This is a genomic window from Mesorhizobium sp. WSM4828, assembly GCF_055811175.1.
This window is the reverse complement of record NZ_JBVVQK010000001.1, coordinates 389,097-406,768: the sequence shown is the minus strand read 5'-3', so window position 1 is coordinate 406,768 and position 17,672 is coordinate 389,097. Positions and strand designations below refer to the sequence as shown.

At 62.1% G+C, this 17,672-nt stretch carries 15 protein-coding genes; 1 reads left to right on the top strand and 14 read right to left on the bottom strand.

All coding sequences use genetic code 11. The features are described from left to right. Nucleotides 1-18 precede the first annotated feature (18 nt). The 10 genes from AC0L2X_RS02060 to AC0L2X_RS02015 all read right to left on the bottom strand — a co-directional run bounded on the left by AC0L2X_RS02060 (nucleotide 19) and on the right by AC0L2X_RS02015 (nucleotide 11,129). On the bottom strand, nucleotides 19-1,356 hold the full coding sequence (locus AC0L2X_RS02060) for an extracellular solute-binding protein (RefSeq protein WP_473599237.1): 1,338 nt from the start codon (nucleotides 1,354-1,356) through the stop codon (nucleotides 19-21). A gap of 61 nt (nucleotides 1,357-1,417) precedes the next feature. After that, nucleotides 1,418-2,077 carry a GntR family transcriptional regulator gene (locus AC0L2X_RS02055; RefSeq protein ID WP_352489644.1) on the bottom strand — a complete coding sequence of 220 codons (660 nt, stop codon included), beginning with the start codon at nucleotides 2,075-2,077 and terminating at the stop codon, nucleotides 1,418-1,420. Between the two features lie 39 nt (nucleotides 2,078-2,116). Beyond that, nucleotides 2,117-3,001 (bottom strand): dihydrodipicolinate synthase family protein, encoded by an 885-nt coding sequence (locus AC0L2X_RS02050; RefSeq protein WP_473553428.1) that lies wholly within the window; start codon nucleotides 2,999-3,001, stop codon nucleotides 2,117-2,119. A 195-nt stretch (nucleotides 3,002-3,196) separates the two neighbouring features. Then, a complete protein-coding gene (locus AC0L2X_RS02045) occupies nucleotides 3,197-4,993 on the bottom strand; it encodes an ABC transporter ATP-binding protein (RefSeq protein WP_352489642.1) in 1,797 nt (598 codons plus the stop codon). Continuing rightward, nucleotides 4,990-5,934, bottom strand: coding sequence for an acetamidase/formamidase family protein (locus AC0L2X_RS02040; protein WP_473553427.1), 945 nt, complete (start codon nucleotides 5,932-5,934; stop codon nucleotides 4,990-4,992). Before AC0L2X_RS02040 ends, AC0L2X_RS02045 begins: the two co-directional genes overlap by 4 nt. Then, on the bottom strand, nucleotides 5,924-7,567 hold the full coding sequence (locus tag AC0L2X_RS02035; protein WP_473553426.1) for an ABC transporter substrate-binding protein: 1,644 nt from the start codon (nucleotides 7,565-7,567) through the stop codon (nucleotides 5,924-5,926). The genes AC0L2X_RS02040 and AC0L2X_RS02035 overlap by 11 nt, the downstream gene beginning before the upstream one ends. 32 nt (nucleotides 7,568-7,599) lie before the next feature. Continuing rightward, nucleotides 7,600-8,520, bottom strand: coding sequence for an ABC transporter permease (locus tag AC0L2X_RS02030; protein WP_352489639.1), 921 nt, complete (start codon nucleotides 8,518-8,520; stop codon nucleotides 7,600-7,602). Continuing rightward, nucleotides 8,517-9,383: an ABC transporter permease gene (locus AC0L2X_RS02025; RefSeq protein ID WP_473553684.1), complete on the bottom strand. Its 867-nt coding sequence runs from the start codon at nucleotides 9,381-9,383 to the stop codon at nucleotides 8,517-8,519. The genes AC0L2X_RS02030 and AC0L2X_RS02025 overlap by 4 nt, the downstream gene beginning before the upstream one ends. Before the next feature lie 19 nt (nucleotides 9,384-9,402). Then, complete coding sequence (locus tag AC0L2X_RS02020) at nucleotides 9,403-10,005, bottom strand: ANTAR domain-containing response regulator (RefSeq protein ID WP_473599236.1); 603 nt, start codon at nucleotides 10,003-10,005, stop codon at nucleotides 9,403-9,405. Next, nucleotides 10,002-11,129 carry a transporter substrate-binding protein gene (locus AC0L2X_RS02015; RefSeq protein WP_473553423.1) on the bottom strand — a complete coding sequence of 376 codons (1,128 nt, stop codon included), beginning with the start codon at nucleotides 11,127-11,129 and terminating at the stop codon, nucleotides 10,002-10,004. The genes AC0L2X_RS02020 and AC0L2X_RS02015 overlap by 4 nt, the downstream gene beginning before the upstream one ends. Before the next feature lie 522 nt (nucleotides 11,130-11,651). Between AC0L2X_RS02015 and AC0L2X_RS02010 the strand changes: the two genes are divergently transcribed. Next, nucleotides 11,652-12,767: a hypothetical protein gene (locus AC0L2X_RS02010; RefSeq protein ID WP_473553422.1), complete on the top strand. Its 1,116-nt coding sequence runs from the start codon at nucleotides 11,652-11,654 to the stop codon at nucleotides 12,765-12,767. Between the two features lie 47 nt (nucleotides 12,768-12,814). On the opposite strand, the gene nadE is transcribed toward AC0L2X_RS02010, so the two are convergent. The 4 genes from nadE to asnB are packed head-to-tail and all read right to left on the bottom strand — an operon-like array spanning nucleotide 12,815 to nucleotide 17,625. Next, complete coding sequence (gene nadE, locus AC0L2X_RS02005; RefSeq protein ID WP_473553420.1) at nucleotides 12,815-13,822, bottom strand: NAD(+) synthase; 1,008 nt, start codon at nucleotides 13,820-13,822, stop codon at nucleotides 12,815-12,817. Continuing rightward, entirely contained in the window at nucleotides 13,819-15,381 is a 1,563-nt protein-coding gene (locus AC0L2X_RS02000; protein ID WP_473553419.1) for a class I adenylate-forming enzyme family protein, read from the bottom strand. The genes nadE and AC0L2X_RS02000 overlap by 4 nt, the downstream gene beginning before the upstream one ends. A 22-nt stretch (nucleotides 15,382-15,403) precedes the next feature. Further along, a complete protein-coding gene (locus AC0L2X_RS01995; RefSeq protein ID WP_254818658.1) occupies nucleotides 15,404-15,667 on the bottom strand; it encodes an acyl carrier protein in 264 nt (87 codons plus the stop codon). A gap of 20 nt (nucleotides 15,668-15,687) precedes the next feature. Beyond that, on the bottom strand, nucleotides 15,688-17,625 hold the full coding sequence (gene asnB, locus AC0L2X_RS01990; protein ID WP_473553417.1) for an asparagine synthase (glutamine-hydrolyzing): 1,938 nt from the start codon (nucleotides 17,623-17,625) through the stop codon (nucleotides 15,688-15,690). Between the last annotated feature and the right edge of the window lie 47 nt (nucleotides 17,626-17,672).

The following is a 17,672-nucleotide window of genomic DNA, read 5'->3' as shown; positions in this document are numbered from 1 at the left end:
CTGGGGTGGTGGCCGACATCAGCCCTGCTCGCTCCTGTCGAGAACCGGCTGGAACTGCTCGGTGGCCTTCTTCAGCTCCGCGGCGGGATCGGCGCCGGCAATCATGTTGGTCAGCGCCACGCCATAGATGTCGCGGAATTCGGTGACGGGGATAATGACCGGCAGCGCCAGCCGGCTGATATTGCCCGAGCCGACCACGGCATCGAGCCAGCTTGCCGGCATGGTGACGCCTTCGCGCACCTTGGGATCCTCCAGCACGGATTTGCGGAACGGAACACCGGCGCCGGCCTGCAACAGCCGCGCGCCCATGGTTGGCGATACCGCCCACTGGCAGAACAGATAGGCGGCCTCCTTCTTCTCGCTGGCGGCGGTAACGCCAATCCCGTCGCCGAAGGTGCCCGAGGCATGCGCCTTGGGACCCTTGGGCATCACGCCGTAACCGACCTTGCCGACCACCCTCGATTTTTCCGGATTTTCCATCGGCGGGGCAAAGCCCACGCCGTCGAGCCACATGCCGATCTTGCCTTGCAGGAAGGCAGATTGTGCTTCGGCCCAATTGAACCCTGTGACGCCCGGAGGGGCGGACTTGGTCATCAATCTTTGATAGAGCGCGGCAGCCTCGATCGCCTCGGGGGCCTCGGTGCGCAGCTTGCCCTTGTCGTCGAGCGGCGTCATGTCGTAGCCGAGCATCAGCGACGTCCACACCGGCGTGTTTGCGTTCTTGAGCCCGCGCGCGACGAACCCGTATGTATTGGTCGAGGGGTCGGTCAGCGCTTCGGCGGCGGCCACCAGTTGCTCGAAGGTCTCGGGGTATTTGAGGCCCTTGGCCTCGAACAGCTCCTTGTTCCAATAGAGGATCCAGTAGTCCACCGAGAACGGTAGCGAGCGCAGCACGCCCTGGCCGTCCTTGGCAAACAGCATGCCGGCTTCGGCGAAGTCGCTTTCGACAAGCGCCGGGTCGGTGAGCGACGGATCGGCGAGATAGCCGGCGATGTCGGCCAGCCAGCCACCCTTCTCGAACTGGCGCTTCTGCACGTGGTAGCTCAGATGCACGACGTCGAAGCTCGGCTTGCCCGAGCTCAACTCGATCACCGTCTTCTGGCGCTGCTGCTGCTCGGGCGTCGCCTCGGCATTGACCTTGATGCCGGTCAGTTCCTCGAACTCGGCGAGATATTTCAGGATGGTGTCGCTGCGCGGGCTTTTCACCAGATTGACGTCAAGCGTCGTCCCGGCAAAGCGTTTCCAGTCAACGCCTGCGGTAAAGCCGGGGCGAAGCCCCACAAGGCCGGCGGCGGTGAGCGCTGCGGTTCCGGCAAGGAGTTGCCTCCTGGTTGGGTTGAACAGATTGGACGACATTTCTTCCTCCCGGTTGCTGTCGTTGTGGATGCGCCGCGAACTGCGGCGCGGCTATATTTCCTCAGATCTGGAGCGCCAGCCGGCGCGCATTGTCGATATGCAGACTGATCGCTTCAACCGCCTTTTGCGAATTGCGGCTCTCCATGGCTTCGATGACGGCCAAATGTTCGCGCATCACCGGCACCACACGTCCATCGATGCGGAAACGCTCCTGGTGGATCAGCCGGATTTTCACCGAGTTGACCAGATAGGCCTTGGCGATAATCTCGTTGCCGAGCGCATTGATGAAGGTGTCGTGCATGGCCCAGTCGATGTTCTGGGCCTTGGCTTCCATTTCCGGCGTCGGCGCCTGTCCCAGAGCTTGAGCCAGCATCTCCTCATGTTCGCGCCGCATGCGGGCAAGTTCGGCGTCAGAAGCGCTGGTCGTGAATAACGCCACTGCCTCGCGTTCCATGAACAACCGAAACTGAAACGCCTCGCGGATCAAATTGATGTCGATATGCGCGATCTGCATGCCGCGCTGCGGGATGGTGGTCAGCAGTCCCTCAGCCTCGAGACGCGGGACGATCTCGCGAATAGCACCCAGCGGCAGTCCGGTGAAAGCGACCAATTCGCGCTGTGACACGAACTGCCCCGGCCGCAGATCGCGGGCCAGCAAATGCCGCGTGAAGCTGGCATAGGCCTTCTCCCGGAGAGTGATCGGTTCGCTGCCGTCTTCCACTTCAGCTCGCTTCCTTATCGGTCAGCCCGGCCTTGTCGGTCAGGCCGCCTCTGTCGCAAACAGCCTGTCGTAAGCCGCGGCAAGCTGCCGCTGTCCTTGCGGATCGATCGCCTCCAGGGGCGGGCGGACCGCCAGCCAGCGCTCGTCGCCGGTCTTGCGCGCAACCATGACCTTCACCGCCGGCGTGACCGGGTATTTGAGCAATTCGAGCACGAAGTCCTCGACGCGTGGGTCGTCGCGGCCGTCTTCGACCATTGCGCGGATTTCGGCGGTAACAAAATTAGCCATGCCGGAAATCGCGCCCTGTCCGCCGTGGCGCACGCTTCTCGCCAGATGCCGTTCGTCGCCGATGAGGATCACCAGATCGCTGTGCGCTTCAAGCAGCGCCTCACTGTAGCTCCAGTCCCCGCCGGAATCCTTCACCCCGGCCACCACAGCGGGAAAAGCGGTGCGCAGCCGGCCGATCAGCCCAAGCGGGAGCGGCACCATGGTGACTGAGGGAATGTTATAGAGCAGCACGTCGCGCGCCAGCGGACCGAGTGCGGCGAAGACGGCGGAAAACCATCCGAACAGCCCGTCCTCGCCGACATTCTTGAAGTAGCTCGGCGGGGCGAGCAGAATGTTGCGAACGCCGCGCTGCAAAGCGTGCCGGGCCTGATCGGCGGCATCTTCGGCTGCATCGACCAGCACTCCGGCGACGAGCTGATGTGCCGGAATACCGGCCGCCAGCATGGCCTCGGTGACGATCCGCCGCTCGTCGGTGCCGACCGAGGCCCCTTCGCCAGTGGTGCCGAACAGCGTCGCGCTGCTGCAACCGGCGCCAAGGCAGGCTCGGGCGTGGGCGATCATCGGCGCGAGCGCTATCTTCCCCGACGGGTCGAAGGGTGTGGTCAGGGCAACCGAAAGACCAAAGCGGGAAGCCAATGCGATCTCCGTTGAAATCAATGTGCACGTAGCGATAGCATGCTAACATGTCAGATGTAAACTGCCAACTCGGCATCGCCGAACGGCGCTGCCGCGGCAGCGCCATCGCCGATCGTTTTCCGACGCTCGAACATCACATATGCAGCTGTCCCCGAGCCTCTGCGGGATTGGCTGGACGAGGCAGCCTAAGCTCGATCAAGTGGCGACGAGGTGGCCGTCGCCAACATCTTCGAGCTTGAGTTTCCGGGGCTCGTCACCGATGCGCCGCACAGCGCTTGGAATTTCGCTGTCCAAACGGGCGAACCGGGCGCGGCGCCGGCCCGGATCGGGAACCGGAACGGCTTCGATCAGCCGCTTTGTGTAAGGATGGCGCGGGTTGGAGAATATCTGGTCGCGGGTGCCCATCTCGACGATCTGCCCCAGATACATTACCGCCACGCGATCAGAGATGTTCTCCACCACTGCCATATCGTGCGAGATGAAGAGATATGCGACGCCGAATTCGCGCTGCAGCTCCTTCAGCAATCTTAGCACGCGCGCCTGCACCGATACGTCGAGGGCAGAAACACTTTCGTCGGCAATGATCAGCTTCGGTCGCAGCGCCAGCGCTCGTGCAATGCAGATTCGCTGGCGCTGCCCGCCGGAGAATTCGTGGGGGTAGCGCTCCATCTGGTCAGCGGAGAGGCCGACGCGTTCGAACAGGGTGGCGATCTGGGCATGCCGTTGCTCTCTGTCGCCGAGGCCGTGGATCAGCAGAGGCTCGGCGACGAGATCGCCTACTCGCATGCGCGGGTCGAGGGACGCGAAGGGATCCTGAAAGATCATCTGCACATTGCGGCGTACAGCCTTGCGCTCCTTGCGGCTGAGCGCAGACAAGTCGTGGCCGCCGATTGAAATGCTGCCAGTGTAGGGCACCAGCCCGGCGATCGCCTTGGCCGTCGTCGACTTGCCGCAGCCCGATTCGCCGACCAGCGACAGGGTTTCGTGCGGCGCGATCGAGAAACTGACGCCTTCGACCGCGTGCACCCTGCGGTCGACGCGGCCGAAGAAGCCGCCGTGCAGGTCGAAGCGGACGTGAAGATCGCTGACAGATACAAGCTCGGCCGGCATGTTGGCGGCGTCTTGTCGGTCTTCGGCGGTCCGTCCTCCGCCGATGCGCGGCACGGCGGCCAGAAGCTCGCGCGTATAGTCGGCCTGCGGGCGATTAAAGATGTCGGCCGCCCTGCCCTGCTCGACCATCCGGCCATCGCGCATGATGATGACGCGGTCCGCCATCTCGGCGACGACGCCCATGTCGTGCGTGATCAGGATAACGCTAGTGCCGTGCTCGCGCTGCAGGTCACGCAGCAACTCCAGCACCTCGCCCTGAACCGTGACGTCGAGAGCAGTCGTCGGTTCATCGGCGATCAGCACATCCGGGTTCAGGGCCAGAGCCATGGCAATCATCACGCGCTGGCGCATGCCGCCTGAGAGTTCGTGCGGATAGTGCTCGAGCCGCCGTTCGGCATCCGGAATTCGGACTGCCTTCAGCGCCTCTAGCGCCCTCAGCCGAGACTCGGAGCGCGACAGCGAGGTGTGTGCCTCGATCGCCTCCGTGAGCTGACGGCCGACGGACAGAACCGGATTGAGCGATGTCATCGGTTCCTGGAAGATCATGGCAATACGGTCGCCGCGGATGCGGCGCATGCCGCTCTCGCTGAGAGCCGCGAGATCCTGATCGCCGAGCCGGATGAAGCCTGATCCGATGCGTGCCGCCGGCTGCGGCAGCAAGCCCATGATGGCCAGCGCCGTCATCGACTTGCCGGAACCGGACTCGCCGGCAATGCAAAGCGTTTCGCCGCGCATCAGGTCGAATGTGAGGTCGGAAACGACGTCGCGCTCGCCCTCCTCACCACGCACGGTGACGCTCAGACCTGAGACGCTGAGTACCGGCCTGATGGAGCCACTCTCCGCGGCGGCCTGCCCGGATCGTTTGATGTCCTCCACCTTCATTCAAAGACGCAGCGGGGGAAGTAGAAAGAAACCACCCAGTTGGGCATGTCGACGATCTCGCTGATGCGCAGGTCACCGCAAACCGACACGAGCATGTAGGCGTCTATCGGATCCATACCGTAGCGGCCAGAGAGCAGGTCGATCATCTGCGAGACGGCGCTCCTGGCGCCGTTCATCAGATCCGGCCCGATACCGGTTGTCACCTCATAGCCCTTGGCGTCGAGATGTCGCGACACCGGACCGGGCGTCGTGAAACGCGGCGTCCGCAGCCGGGCATCCTTGACCAGATCGAGCGTCAGCACGGCGTTCATCGGGCTCTCGATCGCCGTGCCGCAGACCTCGCCGTCGCCTTGCGCGGCGTGCGTGTCGCCGACCGAGAACAACGCTCCCGCGACCTCTATGGGCAGGTAGAGCACCGCGCCGGCGGCAAGATCGCGGATGTCCAGATTGCCGCCCACGCGCCGCGGCGGGATCACCGAATGCAGACCCGGCTCAGCCGGGGCATTGCCGATGGTGCCGGCGAAGGGCTTGAGCGGCACCCGGCCGCTCTTGCCGAACAGCGCCGGTTCGAGCGACGCGGCATCGTACTTCCAGATATTCAGTGCCGGTTGAGTGAAGTCATCCGCCAGCAGACCGAATCCCGGGATATTCGCCGTCCAGCCGAAGCCCGACGGCTTGAACGCCTCGATGGTGATTTTCAGGGCATCGCCCGGTTCTGCCCCGTCGACATAGATTGGCCCAGTGACCGGGTTCACCTTGGCAAAGTCGAGCAAAGCAACGTCGTCGATGGTGCTCTCCATCGTCAGCTGCCCGCCGGACGAGTCCAGGCACTGGAACTCGATCGTCGACCCTGGCGCCACTCGTTCGGCCGGGACAAAGGAATTGTCCCAGCCGAAATGATGGTGGCGCCCATGGATGGTGTAGTCGCAGTTATTGCACATCGGTCACATACACATTGTCGTAGTTGATCGGGATGTGGACCGGGTCGACATAGAGGTTGTCGGCGCCACCCATGCGGGTTGATTTCATGGTGAAACGCTGCTCGTTGAAGACCGGTGCCCAGGGCGCGTCTTCCATAATCTTGCGGTAGATCTCGCTCCACATCTTGGCTCGTTCGCCAGCCTTGGCCGGGTCGACGATGGAGTCGGCTTCTGCTGCCTTGGCGTCGAGCTCCTTGTTGCAATACCACGACCAGTTCCAGCCGCCCGGGACGGCACCAGCACAGCCGAGGATCGGGCCGTAGAAGTTCGACGGATCGGGGAAGTCGGCGATCCAGGCCATGCCACCGGACCAGATCATCGGCGCACCGGCCTTGTCGCCGCCGGCGGCGATGACGTTGGCCTGCGCGAGCGACTGGATGCTGGCCTTGATGCCGACCGCCGCCAGATCCTGCTGAATGGCCTGCGCGATGCGCGGGTTGGGATCGGTGTTCATGGCAAACAGCTGCGTGTCAAATCCGTCGGGATGCCCGGCCTCGGCAAGCAAGGCCTTGGCCTTGGCCACGTCATAGGGATAGCCCTTGAATTCCTTGTCGTAGCCAGGCATCGACGGCGGCAACGGCTGATTGGCCGGCACCGCACGGTTGTTGATCAGCTGGACGACGCGGTCCTTATTGATCGCCATGTTGACCGCCTGCCGCACCTTCACATTGTCGAAGGGCGCCATGGTGGTATTCATGGTGACATAGCCGGTGTGCAACTGGCCGCCCTCGACGACACGGGCCTTCTGCTCGGGATCGGCCATGACCTCCTGGAATTTCGCCGGCGGAATGCCGTCGCCGGGAACGTCGATCTCGCCTTTCTGGAGCCGCAGCAGCGCCACGATCGGCTCCTGGCCGATCTCAAAGGTGATCTTGTCGAGATGCGGCAGACCCTTGTGCCAGTAATCCGGGTTGCGCTCGAAGACCACGCGCTGGCCGAGTGTCCATTCGGCGAGCTTGAAGGCGCCGGTGCCGACCGGATGCTTTCCGAAGTCCGCGCCGTATTTTTCGACCTCTTCCTTCGGCACGACATGCGAGAAGTTGATGGCCATGACATGCAGGAAGGTGGCGTCGGGCCGCGTCAGCTCGAACTTGATCGTGTAGGGATCGACGACGGTTATGCCGGCCAGGCTTTCCGCCTTGCCGGCAGCGACGTCGTCATAGCCTTTGATCGAGCCGAAGAAGCCGGCACCCGGGCTCTGTGTCTTTGGATTGGTGACCCGGTCGAGCGAATATTTCACGTCGTCGGCGGTCATCTCGCGGCCATTGTGGAACTTCACTCCCTGGCGCAGTTTGAAGGTGAAGGTCTTGCCGTCGGGCGCAATCTCGTAGCTCTCGGCAAGGTCGGGCCGCAGGTTGGTGGTGCCCGGCTCGTAGTCCATCAGCCCGTCGAACAGGCTCTTGATCATCGACCAGTTCTGCCAGTCATAGCCGATGGCTGGATCGAGCGTGGCGACGTCGTCCTTGTAGGTGATGATAATCGCGCCGCCCTGCTTGGCGTTCGGATCGACGGCGTCTTCGGCGCGTACGCTTGTCATGCCAAGCACCAGCGCAAGCGCCGATGCCGCCACGGTCGATATCAGATATTTTCTCATGTCATGTTCCCTTCTTTGGTTTTTCTTGGTTTTCATCTGAGCTTGATGCGTGGATCGATGAACGGTGCGACGGTGTCGGCCAGGAGATTACCAAGCACGATGGCAAAAGCCGAAACCAGGGTGACCCCCATGATGATCGGAATATCGATGCGCTGAATGGCCTGCCAGGCCAGCTGGCCGATGCCTGGCCAGCCGAACACGCTTTCGACAACCACGATGCCGCCCATGAAGATGCCGATGTCGATGCCGATCATGGCGATGACCGGCAGGATGGCGTTGGGCAGCGCGTGGCGGAAGATAATGGCGCTGCGTGCAAGACCCTTGGCACGCGCGGTACGCACGTAATCCTGGCGCAGCACGTCGATCATTGACGAGCGCATCATGCGGGCGTACCAGCCGGCACCGAGAATTCCCATGGTCAGCGATGGCAGCACCAGATGACGCCAGGTGCCGTAACCGCCGATCGGGAACCAGCCGAGCCGGACCGCGAACACATAGAGCAGCAGCAGGCCAACAACGAATTGCGGCGCCGAGACGCCGACGAAGGAGGCGACCATCAGCGACTGGTCGGTTGCGGTGCCACGCTTGACGGCGGCGATGAGGCCCATCGTCAGCCCGATCACGACTTCGCAGGCAATGGCGCCGACCATCAGCAGCAGGCTTGCCGGCAGCCGCGAGACGATAAGCTCCGTGACCTCCGAGCGCTGAATGTAGGAGCGCCCCAGATCGCCGCTGAGGAGGCTGGTCAGGTAGTGCCAGTACTGGACGACAAAGGGCTGGTCGAGGCCGAGCTGCCGGCGGATGTTCTCGACCGTCTCGGGCGTGGCACTGCGGCCGGCGATCTGGCGGACGGGATCGGCGGGCAGCAGATAGAGCAGCGCAAAGGTGATCAGAGAGACGCCGAGCAAGATGAGCACGGACTGGACAACGCGGCGGCCGAGATAGGCGATCATGCCCGCCCCCTTTGCGTCGGATCGAGGACGTCGCGCAACGCATCGCCGACCAGGTTAAAGGCTAGTGCCAGCGCCAGGATCGCCGCACCCGGAAAGAAAACCAGCCAGGGCGCTGCCTGGAAATAGGTTTGGTTTTCGAAGATGATGTTGCCCCAGGACGCGGTCGGCGGTTGCACGCCGATGCCGAGATAGCTGAGCGTCGCTTCCAGAAGCACCGTTGTCGAGATGCCGAGCGTGCCCCAGACGATGATCGTCGGCAAAAGGTGCGGCAGGATATGACGAAACAGGATGCGTGGAGCGCTTGCGCCGATGGTGCGCTCGGCATCGATGAACTCGCGCTCGGAGAGCGAACTTGTCTCGGTATAGATGACGCGGGCGGTCTGCACCCAGTTCACCAGTGCGATCACCATGGCGACGATCCACAGGCTCGGCTGGAGCACCGCCGCCAGGCAGATGGCGAGCAGCAGCGCCGGGAAAGCCATCATCAGATCGGTGAAGCGCATAAGCGCGCTGCCGATCCGGCCGCGGAAATAGCCGGCGGTGATGCCGACCAGCGTGCCGATCAGAAGCGCCACGCCATTGGCGACGATGCCGATGATCAGCGACGTGCGCGCGCCGAAGAGGAGACGGGTCAGCAGATCGCGGCCAAGCAGGTCGGTGCCCAGCCAGAACTGGGCTCCCGGCGGCAGTGGCGCGCCTTCAAGCGTGAGCCCGTCGAACATCTGCTCATTCGGATCGTAGCCTGTCAGCCACGGTGCAAGAATGGCGCCGGTCAAGACAACGGCAACAATCCCGAGGCCGAGCAAAGCGAGAGGCCGTTTTAGCAGACGTCGCCAGACGCCGGCGCGAGGCTTGGCTGGCATACGCCCGGCGGCTGAAAGCTCAGGCGCGTTCGGATTGGTCATCGTCGCCTTCTTCCTGTGTCATCGCCACGATCCTGCGCGCGGCGTCCTCGACGCTGATTTGCCAGCTCATCGCCAGCGAGCGGAGCTGCGCATAGGCACGGCCGTCCTCGGCGCCCTTCGACAAGACCTCCACGGCGCGTACGATGGTCTGGCGCTCCGCGACCCGCTGACGAAGCGAGGCAATCTCGCTGGCCAGAAGCTTGCGCGCCTCGAAACTCTGCCTTGCGATCAAAAGCGCGCTATAGACGCCGGCATTGCCGACCGGTTTCAGCAATTGGGCATCGGCCTTGTGCGACAGTGCCCATTCGACACGCCCCGGCGCCTCGGAGCCGATCAGTGCTATCAGCGGCATTGGTGCCTCGCCCGGCTTCCATGGAAATTGCTCGTCAAAGCCGAGGTCGACGTCGAAGAAAACGAAGTCCGCCGCCAAGGCTTCGGCCGGCAGTTCCGGCCAGAAGCCAATCGCCTCAAGGCCGATGGCCGACAATTGCCTTGTGATCGCCTGCACGATCGGATGTGGACGATGCAGGACAAAAGCCCTGGCGCCTCCAAGGTTCGGGATACGCGCCATCTTGCTCACGACACCACCCGCAGGCGTGGCCGCCCGAACGTCTCCGTCCGGTCATAGCGGGAAAGGTAGGGATCGGGTGCCACGCCCTTCGTCAGCGTGACCGTTTTGAACGATGTTCCATCGATACGTCCGATCTGCACCGGCAAGGTAGTGTGCTGGGTTTGCGGGTCGATGGCGATGTCGCCCAGCGGCGTTCGAAATGATGTTTCGGCAAAGACCTTGGGAAGATCCATCCATTGTGCATCGGGGCTGCGGGTGAGGATCTCGGCGAGGGTGCGCACCGAGGCATGAGCCGCCGCCTCGAAGGATGAGGCAGGCATGACGGAAGACACTGAAGCCGCTCCGCGATCCGCCCCCGAGATGTCATGAAAATAGGGCCCAACGGAAAGATGGCCATCGCCTGCCCCGTTGAGCGCCGGCAATTCGCATTCCGTGAGATTGCAGGACAGGATCGGGCAACGCTCCGGCCTGAAATGCGGGTCGCGCCGGCCAAGCTCGGCATAGGCAGCGATGAAGACATAAGAAGAAGGGCCGATGAGATTGTTCAGAATGAAATCAGGTCTCGTCGCCTGTATCTCCGCGATCAGCCGCGCAACATCGACCTCGCCGAGCGGCAGATAGCGTTCGCCCAGCACCTTGCCGCCGGCGTCCGCAATCAGGTCGCGCGCCACGCGGTTAGTCTCCCAACCCCAGATGTAGTTGGAGCCGAGCAGGAAGCCGTCGGCGCCGAAACGAGGCACGACATAGGCAAGCAGCGGTACGAGATGCTGATTGGGGCAGGCGTGCGTGTAGACGACATGCTCGTTGGCTTCGAAGCCCTCGTACGGGCAGGCGTACCAGAGCGTGCCGCCTGCCCTTTCCAGGATTGGGATGACCTCCTTGCGGCTCCACGAGGTGACGCAGCCAATGATGTGACGCGCGCCGCTGTTGGCGAGAATGTCCGCGCAGCCGCTTGCATACCGATCGATGTTACCCTGCGGGTCGCGCTCGACCGGGACGAATTCGAACGGGATAGCGGGATCGGCATTGAGGTCGGCAATGGCGTTCATCGCACCCGCACGGCAGGATTCGGACACCAGTCGGTAGTTGCCGGACCGCGAATAGAGAATGCCGATCTCGATATGCCGTTTCAAGCAAAGCCTCAAAATGACAATGCCCCGCAGCCACCGCCGCAAGGCGAGGCATACGAGGCATTCTTGCCGCCCGGCGGTCAGAGCCGGTATTTGTCCTCACCGTATTACGCCCGCGCTCCCAGTCAAGAGCCGCCGCGCGAAACTTTGGCTAGCCGAAAACAGTTCGACGTGGAGCACGCAACTCATGCCCGCGGGTTGTATAAATTCCGCCAGGAACGAAATTGCTGATGTCCAGGTATGGGGCCGGACAAACCCGGTTCGCTACCATTCAAAGGAACGACTTTAATATCGGTTTACCTGAATCTGCTAGCAGCAATGACGCCGGTTTTTCGTCGGTCAAGCAAAGGGTTCCACCTTGCCGCAGCAATTCAGCAATCCGTTCGGTCACCGGGGCGATCGCAACTGGCCGAGGTTGCACGGCTTCATGGGCGTCGAGTTGGAACTCGCGTCCGATGTTCTCGTGCCTCGTGTCGCCTTGGCCCGGAAGCTCGGTGGACGGGACTTTGGTGGCGGGAGCCGGGTTTGAGCGTCATTCGCGCCTTGCAAGGCGCCGACCTCCCGGCAGTTGCGAACATGTTTCAGCGCGTGCTGTTGAAGGAGAGGACCGAAGCGCCGGCCTCTCTCGTGGAATACATGAAACGGTTTTATCTGGATGCGCCCGGTTGCGGAGACAACCTCCGGTCGCTTGTCCATGTCAACGACGCCGGTCGCGTCTCCGGATTTGTCGGCGTCCACGTCCTGCCGATGACGTTCAACGGCCGACGACTACGCGCGGCAATCTGTAGCTCGCTCATGGTCGAGGACCATGAGCATGACCCGCTGGCCGGCGCCCGCTTGCTGAAAGCTTACCTGGATGGTCCGCAGGACATCTCCTTCAGCGAGACGGCCAACGATATTTCCGTGAAATTGTGGACCCGGCTGCGCGGTGTGGTCCTGCCGCAATACAGCCTTGACTGGGTCCGCGTGATGCGCCCCGCGGCCTTCATGCTTAGCCTTTCCGCCAATCGCTTGGCGCTTGCGCGAATGCTCAATCCGTTGGCGCGTACAGTCGACCGATTTTATTGCAGGAGGATGACGTCCAGCGAACGACGTTGGTCGGGTGTGGCGGTGGACGGGGCAGGCCACGGAGCATTTCGTACATCCGAAATCGACAGCCACACATTTGCCAGGCTCATCGAACCGTTTACCGCTCAATTCGCCCTGCGGCCGGATTGGACGAAAGGCCAACTCGACCACATCCTGACCGATGCGGCACAAAAGCCGGATCTGGGCGAGCTTGTCTACGTTTGTGTGACGTCGCCAGTCGGCACCAATGTCGGCGCTTTCGCCTATTACGCGCGGAAGTATGAAATTGGTCGCGTGCTGCAGATCTTCGCCCTCCCCGGCCAGGCGGCCCCGGTGATTGACTGCCTGATCGATCACGCCGCCGCGCGCAGCGTCAGCGGCCTGCGCGGACGCATTCAACCTGCACTTCTGGAGGCGATGCTTGGACGACGCATCGCTTTCCTGACCGTTGCCTCAACGGTGGTACATTCACGTGATCCAGAGCTTTTGGACGCCATGAAGAACTCGCAAGTCTTCCTGAACGGGCTTGCGGGCGAGCAGTGGAGCCGGTTGATCGGCAGCCGTTTCAGTTAAAGCCGGACGCATTCAAATCGAACCGTGCACACCGCTTTACCTGTTTATCAGGTACCGATTTCCTCTACGTCATCAACGAGTTGCGGACGCTGGTGCAGATAACGCGTCGCCTTGCGTTTGGCGATGATATCGGCCCAGACACGTTCCACTTGTGTGGCGGCCAACCCCGCCGCCTGCCCCACCACCTCAGCCGCCACGCCGTTGTTGAGACCGTAAAGGCAAAGATCCATACGGTCATAAGGAAGCGAGAAGTAGAACTCCTCCTGGGTCTGAGCCAGCGAGTAGGTATCGGTTGTCGGAGGCCGGTTCAGGATTTCCTCCGGAACACCGAGATGGGCCGCAAGCGCATAGACCTGCGTTTTGTAGAGGTGGGCGATCGGCTTGACGTCCGCGGCGCCGTCACCGTTCTTCACGAAGAAACCCTGATCGTACTCCAGCCGGTTCGGCGTACCAAGAACGGCGAAGTTCAAGCGATCCGCATGATAGTATTCAATCTGCTTGCGGGTGCGCTGCTTCATATTGGTAGCGGCGACGACGCCGAGATAGACAGGCAGCGGCATTCTCAGTTTCGTCTGCCTGCCTTCCGGATCCTGCACCACCAGGGATGAGATGTTGTAACCCCCGCCCTGGAGCGCGTTCGCGATCACGATCTTCGAGGCCCAGCCTTCGCCGTATTCCGGGACCAATTCGCGGATGAAGGCATCGCGACGCTTGTAGCAGCCCATTGCGCGCAGGATCGGCGCGATATCCTCCGTCACAGCCTCGACACCGAAAGTTTCGGCGACGAGGCGGCCGAGCCGCAGACTTTCAGGATCGGAATCGCTTTCCGGCATGAACAGGCAAAGCACATTCTTGGGGCCGACGGCTCGTGCCGCCAACGCGACCGACACGCTCGAATCGATCCCTCCCGAAAGACCGAGCACAAGGCCCCGCTTGCGAAGCCCGCGCAACTGCTGGCGTAAGGCCGTTACGATACGGTCCGTTTCGGTGGCCAGGTCGATCGCCAGAGCCTGCGCCAGAAAGGTCCGCGCATCCTCGGTCGGGCGAACATTCATTGCGCGGCCTCCATGGTTTCTGCCGCAAGCCGACGGCTGACCTTGCCGGTATCGGTCTTCGGCAGCTCGCTGCGGAACTCGATGACCTTGGGGACCATGAAGTCCTCAAGGTGGCGTGCACAGTGGCGTATGATATCCTTTTCGCTAAGCGCCGGGTCGGACCGTACGATAACTGCGCCGATCGCATGCCCGAGCACGGGATCCGGCACACCGACAACCACCGCTTCCGCGATGCCCGGATGAGCGTGAAGCACGGCTTCCACTTCCTTGGGCGCCACCTTCTCTCCCCGCGACTTTATGATGTCGTCCTTGCGGCCGACGAAATAGAGAAAGCCTTCCTCATCGGCCCTGAACAGATCGCCGGTGTAGAGAACCTTCTCCCAAGGGTTCGGACCCGGGCGCAGGGCTCGTGCCGTCGCAGCTTCGTTTCGCCAATAACCCTGCATGACGTGCGGCCCGCGAATAACCAGCTCACCTGCTACGCCCGGCGGCACCCGTTGCCCCTCGTCGTCGACGACAAAGGCTTCGGTGTTCGGAATGGCTATTCCGACCGAGCCCGGCCGGCGGTCGAGTTCCTCGGGCGGCAGATAGGTGCAGCGCTTGCATTCTGTCAGGCCATACATCGAATAGAGCCTGACACCAGGGAAAAGGAACCGAAGGCGTTCTATGTGAGGCGGCGGCAAGGCAGCCGCCGTGTTGGAAATATAGCGAAGGCTGGGCAGGAAGCCCGGTGCCAGATCCCTCATCTGCAGGATCATCGCTGCCATCGTGGGCACGAGCGGAAGCCCGGTGACGCCTTCCTGGCGGATGCGCTCAAAGACCGCCTGGGGAAAAGCGAAGGACTTCTCGAGCACGAGCGTGGCGCCGAGCCTGACTGCCATCAGCAATTGGTAAAGGCCGTAGTCGAAAGCGAGGGGCAGAACATTCAAGATGATGTCGTCGGGCGAGTTGCGCAGGTAGGTGGTGATGGAGTCGGCCGCCGCGTCGCAATTGCGGTGCGTCATCATCACGCCCTTGGGGCGGCCGGTCGAGCCGGAGGTGTAGATCAACATCGCAAGATCGACGTCAACGCCGCGATGGTCGATCTCCCTGGCTTGGAACGTCAAGCAATCCGCCAGCGATGTGGCTCCTGCCGGGCATTGGTTATCGGCGGCAACGGTGGAAGCCACGAAGATGCCGGTCTTGCCGGAGGACGTCTTGCCGGAGGATCCGGACGCCTCGGCGACCACGGGCATCAGTTTTGCTTGCGTGAGGATCGCAGCGGCATCGCAATCGGCGATGATGTAGGCCAGCTTTTCGGCCTTGGTGGATGCGTTGATCGGACTGAAAGTCGCGCCTGCTTTAAGAACTGCGAAAATCGAAACCGCAGCCTCCCAGCAATTGTCCATGAAGATCAGCACCCGGTCGTCGCGCCTGATGCCATTCATGAAAAGGGCGGCGGCCAGGCGGCTCGAGAGATCGTCCAGCTCTTCGTAGCACAGCCTTTTGTGCTCGGTGATCAATGCCGTTTTGGCTGGATGGGCAGCGGCCTTCGCCGTCAGAAAATGTTCGATCCGCACGGACGCTCCTCGCCGATGGCGCCTAAGCTGCCAGCGCTTCTGCTTTTGCCTTGATGAAGGCTGAGATGCGGTCAATCGAATCCAGATTGGCCGGTACGATGTCGGCATCGACCATCGCTATGCCGAAATCATCCTCTATGAATGCCACTAGCTCCAACACGGCCGTCGAGTCGATGATGCCGTTCTCGATCAGTGATGCGGAGTCTGCAAGCTCGTAGGACGTGTCCCCGAACAGGAAGTTGTCGACGATAAAGGTTTTGACCTTGTCCTTGATTGCTACCATGATTTCTTCATTCCCTCGATTTCTCAGGCCGCTCGTGCTGCACCGACCTTTTCGCCGGTGAAAATCTTCTGCCACAGTTGCGTCGACAAAATGCCGACGAAAGCCGCATTGTCGCGGAATCCGGACGCTGGCTGCAAGCGGCATTTCTCGTGCAGGTTCGCCACCGCCTTGGCGTTGAATAGTCCTCCGGCGGCGATACTCGCTTCGCTCAGCGAGTCGCGTACGTAGTCCAGTTCTCCCGCTCCAACGAAGGAGCGGGCTTCCGGCGCCCGGTAAGGCTGTTTGGTGCGCTCGCGGATGGCCGTCGGAAGCAGGTGGTTGGCAGCTTTGCGCAATATATGTTTTTCCACCAGTCCCTTCAGCTTCATCTCCGGCGGAAGTCTTGCCGCAAACTCTACCATGCGATGGTCAAGGAAGGGGAACCGCCCCTCGATACCGTGCGCCATGGCCATGCGATCGCCCTGGCTGGAGAGGATGTAGCCCGGCAGGAGAAAGCGGGTTTCGAGATATTGCGCCTGGTGCAGCGGATGCCACCGGGAAAACGCCTCAGGCAACCGGCTGGCCAATTCCTCGGCTGCGTCATAGCCCTTCAATGTCGCGCGCAGGTCACCGGAGAAGAACATCTTGGCCGCTGATGTGGTCTTGAAGCGCGGCCGATGCGAGAACAGCGGATCGTCCAGGGCAGCGCTGCCGGTGCCGAAGAACGCAGCCAGGTACTCCACGGACTGCTGTTGCAGGCCCGGCAGATAGGGATAAAGCTTGCGGAACAGTTGTGGCCTTATGCGCGATGCCGGCTGTCGTGCGCAGAAACGGCGAACCCGCGCTTCCTTGAAGACATCATAGCCGGCAAAGACCTCGTCGGCGCCTTCACCTGTCAGCACTACTTTCAAACCGGCCTGGCGAACGAGGCCGGACAGTTGATAGAGGGGCGCCGGGGCGGTGCGGATGATCGGCCGCTCGGTAAAGCGAATGACTTCGGGAAACACACCGGCGATATCGCCGGCACGGCAGGCTATGGTTCGATGACGCGTGCCAAGTGCTGACGCCATTTCGGTCTGGAAGGCGCTTTCGTCATGCTCGGCGCTGTCGAACGTCACGGAAAATGTCTGCAGCTTAAGAGGAGTCATGCCGGCCGCGAGTGCCGAAACGAGGGATGAATCGAGCCCGCCCGAAAGGTAAGAACCGACCGGCACGTCGGCGCGCATGCGAAGCCTCACCGCGTCGGTCAAAAGGGCCTGCAGTTCCTCGGCCGCGTCGTCCTCATTGGTGATCTTCGATGGCGTATCCGGATACGGGTAGTCCAGGTGCCAATATGGTTTGACCGTCACTTGCCCCTGTGTCGCGATCATCACGCTTGCCGGCTCCAGCTCGTGGATGTTGCGGAAAGCCGTGCGTGGAGCTATCGGCGCCCACAGGGTAAAGATCTGGTCGAGTGCAATCGGATCGATTTCAGCCGAGATGCCGGGTACCTTCAGCAGGGCTTTTATCTCCGACGCAAAGTAGAGCACCCCGTCCTTGCTGGTGTAGAACAGCGGCCTAACACCCATGCGGTCTCTTGCAAGCACCATCCGCCGCCGCCGGTTATCCCAAATCGCGAAGGCGAAATCGCCGTTCAGGAGCGACAGGCAGTCTTCGCCCATCTCGTCATACAGCTGCAGGAGAACTTCTGTATCGCTCGACGTGCGGAAGCGTCGGCCTTTGGCCAGCAGCCCTTCCCGCAATTCCACGTAGTTGAAGATCTCGCCGTTGAACGCAATCGTCAAATTGCCGGTTTCGTCGGACATCGGCTGCTGGCCATCACCAATTCCAATCACCGACAGCCGCGCATGCCCAAGTCCAGCCTCGGGCGCTACGAATTTCCCTTGTTCATCCGGCCCGCGATGGGCGATCGCAGACGTCATGCGCGCAAGCAAAGCTTCCGCATCCCGGACTGAACCGAAATAGCCCCCGAATCCGCACATCCACACAGCTCATACTGAACAGCAAGCCACGAAACATAGCGGTCATA

What these genes read in the sequence shown, in the direction of transcription:
- AC0L2X_RS02060 (WP_473599237.1), bottom strand. Translation starts at nt 1,356, where the DNA reads ATGTCGTCCAATCTGTTCAACCCAACCAGGAGGCAACTCCTTGCCGGA.
- nadE (WP_473553420.1), bottom strand. Translation starts at nt 13,822, where the DNA reads ATGAATGTTCGCCCGACCGAGGATGCGCGGACCTTTCTGGCGCAGGCT.
- AC0L2X_RS02045 (WP_352489642.1), bottom strand. Translation starts at nt 4,993, where the DNA reads ATGAAGGTGGAGGACATCAAACGATCCGGGCAGGCCGCCGCGGAGAGT.
- AC0L2X_RS02030 (WP_352489639.1), bottom strand. Translation starts at nt 8,520, where the DNA reads ATGATCGCCTATCTCGGCCGCCGCGTTGTCCAGTCCGTGCTCATCTTG.
- AC0L2X_RS02035 (WP_473553426.1), bottom strand. Translation starts at nt 7,567, where the DNA reads ATGAGAAAATATCTGATATCGACCGTGGCGGCATCGGCGCTTGCGCTG.
- AC0L2X_RS02025 (WP_473553684.1), bottom strand. Translation starts at nt 9,383, where the DNA reads ATGCCAGCCAAGCCTCGCGCCGGCGTCTGGCGACGTCTGCTAAAACGG.
- asnB (WP_473553417.1), bottom strand. Translation starts at nt 17,625, where the DNA reads ATGTGCGGATTCGGGGGCTATTTCGGTTCAGTCCGGGATGCGGAAGCT.
- AC0L2X_RS02040 (WP_473553427.1), bottom strand. Translation starts at nt 5,934, where the DNA reads ATGTGCAATAACTGCGACTACACCATCCATGGGCGCCACCATCATTTC.